Here is a 3,201-nt window from a genome sequence, read left to right on the forward strand (position 1 = left end):
ATTGTTCTGTTATCATTTGGATATCAAGTTTACAATAGTCTTTCATTGTATAATCAGAATCTATCCAAAATCCAAAATTTCTTTTATCTGGTAATTTTACTATAATTTTCCCATTAGTATCAAAGCCTAGCTCTCTTATTACTTGGTTAAATTTATTATTTTCATACTCAACAACCCATAGGGCAACATAAGGAATTTTGTTTTCAAAATCAGGATTTGCAGCAAAGATATCATTTAACACCGAAAATAGTACTCGCCATATATTTTTTTTCTTCATAATACCATTTTCTTGACGGTGCCGATATTGAAACTTAAAATACAACATAATTACATAAAAGTTAAACGTAATAATTTAGCGACGATGTCCCGTATAGCCACGGTAAAGGCCTATTGTGCTGATTGTCACCGTCTGACTGCCCTACGCATCGTAGGAGGAATCGAAAACCTTCGTGCCATTCTCATCCATAACGGAGAGGATGTTGCCTAATCGCCCATAATTTTTATCTACACTAAAATTTCCTATATAATTGCCGCCGAAATCGGACATGGGATTCGGCAGGTACACCCTAATGTGATTAGCATGTGTAGTGACTTGAAAGTGCTAGTTCCTACACATCATCATTCATATACTAACATGTGGGCGACAACCTCAATTACACCTAATACTAAAGCATAAACTACCAGTCACAATTCCCACAGAAAGCAAGTTTTCGTCTATTCTTGTTGTGATCTTCCACGATAAGGATGCCCTTCACATTGAAAGACTCACCATGGACTTTACTTGTTGTACTGTTAATCGTCACTTTTAAAGTGAATTTTTTATTCTTATACCAAAAAACATCTTTCTTATTGGCCACAAGAGTAAACTCTTCAAGATGACGATTAACCATCATGTAAGCTGTGGTCGCAAGATCGTTCACCATAATGTAGCCTTTATTTCGCACTTTGCCTGGATACTTATAAAAAACACAACAACCACCATCTATCTCTGATGGTATAGAGTCGAAGCTTCCTATTTCAATGCTGACATCCGATTTTACCTCTGCAAAAGATGTGAGAGAATATAGTATTGAAAAACAAGTAATTATAGATAACTTTAAAGTATTCATTTTTTGTATTCGAATAAACGGTTATGGAAGTTCTTCTTGGTTACAGTCCGTCTGTCATAGAGCTTTTTTGCACGGATTTCATCCATTGAATATTTTTTTGCTATATTCCACTTAATGGTATAAAGGTAACAAGTGTCATAGTGACTATATATATATGGGTCAATATAGATAGTTGAATCTGGTAACGCAAAACTGCCGATGATAGCTTTATAAAATGCAATATCTACCTCGTCTGTATCATTCAGCGAAACGACATCCGCAGCTTGCTTACCCCAAAATTGCCAGTTAACAAGAGTATCTGCCTCCGATAACTCTATTAATAAGGTGTCTTTTGTACAGTTCTTTATATAGAGGGTGGTTTTTCTGTCCATAATACAAGAACTAAATATATCTAAAATCAATAACATCAAAACTATTTTTACCACTATCGATATTTTTTTCATGTGCAATATATTAAAAAAGTTATCTGTCAGAAAGGTAATAAAGATTTCTTGAATAAGAACGATCTACTAACATTTTTTGATGGATAATAAAAATCCAAATGACCTTTAATCTTTATTTCCATTCCAAACCATCTTTCTCCGAAGTATTGCTTTGAAAGATAGTTTGCCCATGTTTCAGTCCAATATTCATCATGTGGGATACCATTGTATGGCCAAATACCATTACAATTCATCGCACTTTCTTTAGCAATGACTTCATAATAAAAATCTATTCCTACTTTTCGATACTGGAGGACATGGCCGAACTCGTGTTGCATCATTACGAGTCCATTTATTTGGCTACTAGAGAATACGCCCTCACCAGCGAATATGCCTATGTCAGGTAGTGTGAAAGCTGCATATTCATCACTCGATAGTGAACCTAGATACTTACTTTCAAAAACACTTTGACCTTCGAATCTTCCGACGTATTTTGCTTTAATCTTATCTCCGATTTTAAATTCTTTTGGCTTACATCCTTGATAGGCCATGGCTCCTGTCGTATCAAAGTACCCCCTTCCTGTCCAGAAGTTTGCATGGTTATCCATTGCATCAATGCCACCGAAGATTCCTCCAGTAAGACCGCTTTCTAAAGCTCCGATGCCTCCAGATTCTAAACCAGCAAGAAGACCTTTCCCAAAACTGTGTCCATCAACCCATGAATTACCTGCACCGTAAATAAACCCGCCTGCAAATCCTGCGCTTGCACCCGAAGCAGCACCAGCAAGGAATCCTGTAGAAGCTATTCCTTTGGCTAATCCTGCTGCTCCAGTCCAGAAATTACCTCCTGCCATGGCAACGTTCACTCCTGATGCTAATCCTGCACCGACAGCTCCGGCAACTGCACCAGTGGCGAAGTAGCCGAGTCCCTTCGCATTAAGCTGGAATCCATGTGACGCCCAATTGAAGACTCCTCCAATAGCAGCACCTATGATAAGGTTCCAAAAATCCCCACTCGGATCCGTGTATTTCAGCGGATTGTTCAAACAACAGCTGTAGCGGTTGAAGTTCTGGCTGTTGTCCGGCATCTGAACATAGTTGTCAGGGCTGAAGAAGCGGCCGAGGACAGGGTCATACAGCCGCTCGTTCATGTTAATAATCTCAAACTCACCGAGCATCTCATGACCTGTGTAGCCACGGTGCAGCCCGATGGTGTTGAGCGTTACCGTCTGCCTGCCCCACGCATCGTAGGAGACATCGAAGACCTTCGTGCCTTTCTCATCTATATTGACAATATAACAATACCCTACAATGCAACTCTTCAAACAAGGATGAATGTTTTGTTTGGACACCCTGTCAGAAGCTATGAACAGGTTTAAATTCACCTTTTTTTCTATCATAATCGACAGAGTTCCATAAATTGTTAAACTCTTGTTCTGTTATCATTTGGATATTTAGTTTACAATAGTCTTTCATTGTATAATCAGAATCTATCCAAAATCCGAAATTTCTTTTATCTGGTAATTTTACTATAATTTTCCCATTAGTATCAAAGCCTAGCTCTCTTATTACTTGGTTAAATTTATTATTTTCATACTCAACAACCCATAGTGTAACATAAGGAATTTTGTTTTCAAAATCAGGATTTGCAGCAAAGATATCATTTAACA

6 protein-coding genes are annotated in these 3,201 nt (G+C 37.8%); 1 reads left to right on the top strand and 5 read right to left on the bottom strand.

Annotation, left to right across the window (positions count from 1 at the left end; genetic code table 11):
* On the bottom strand, positions 1-277 hold a 277-nt coding region (locus tag BN35_RS13780; protein ID WP_148300592.1), incomplete at its 3' end, for a hypothetical protein.
* An 84-nt stretch (positions 278-361) separates the two neighbouring features.
* On the opposite strand from BN35_RS13780, the gene BN35_RS14270 reads away from it, so the two are divergent.
* Positions 362-487 (top strand): hypothetical protein, encoded by a 126-nt coding sequence (locus BN35_RS14270; protein WP_257009526.1) that lies wholly within the window; start codon positions 362-364, stop codon positions 485-487.
* 190 nt (positions 488-677) lie between these two features.
* On the opposite strand, the gene BN35_RS12580 is transcribed toward BN35_RS14270, so the two are convergent.
* The 4 genes from BN35_RS12580 to BN35_RS12600 all read right to left on the bottom strand — a co-directional run.
* Complete coding sequence (locus BN35_RS12580; RefSeq protein WP_025073216.1) at positions 678-1,109, bottom strand: hypothetical protein; 432 nt, start codon at positions 1,107-1,109, stop codon at positions 678-680.
* Entirely contained in the window at positions 1,106-1,552 is a 447-nt protein-coding gene (locus BN35_RS12585) for a hypothetical protein (RefSeq protein ID WP_025073217.1), read from the bottom strand. Before BN35_RS12585 ends, BN35_RS12580 begins: the two co-directional genes overlap by 4 nt.
* Positions 1,553-1,578: 26 nt before the next feature.
* Positions 1,579-2,931: an RHS repeat domain-containing protein gene (locus BN35_RS13415; RefSeq protein ID WP_025073218.1), complete on the bottom strand. Its 1,353-nt coding sequence runs from the start codon at positions 2,929-2,931 to the stop codon at positions 1,579-1,581.
* A partial coding sequence (locus BN35_RS12600; RefSeq protein WP_044071617.1) for a hypothetical protein occupies positions 2,888-3,201 on the bottom strand: 314 nt, incomplete at its 5' end. The genes BN35_RS12600 and BN35_RS13415, both read right to left, overlap by 44 nt.

Origin of the sequence: Hoylesella timonensis 4401737 = DSM 22865 = JCM 15640, from assembly GCF_000455445.1 — a bacterium.
GTDB classification, from domain to species: domain Bacteria; phylum Bacteroidota; class Bacteroidia; order Bacteroidales; family Bacteroidaceae; genus Prevotella; species Prevotella timonensis.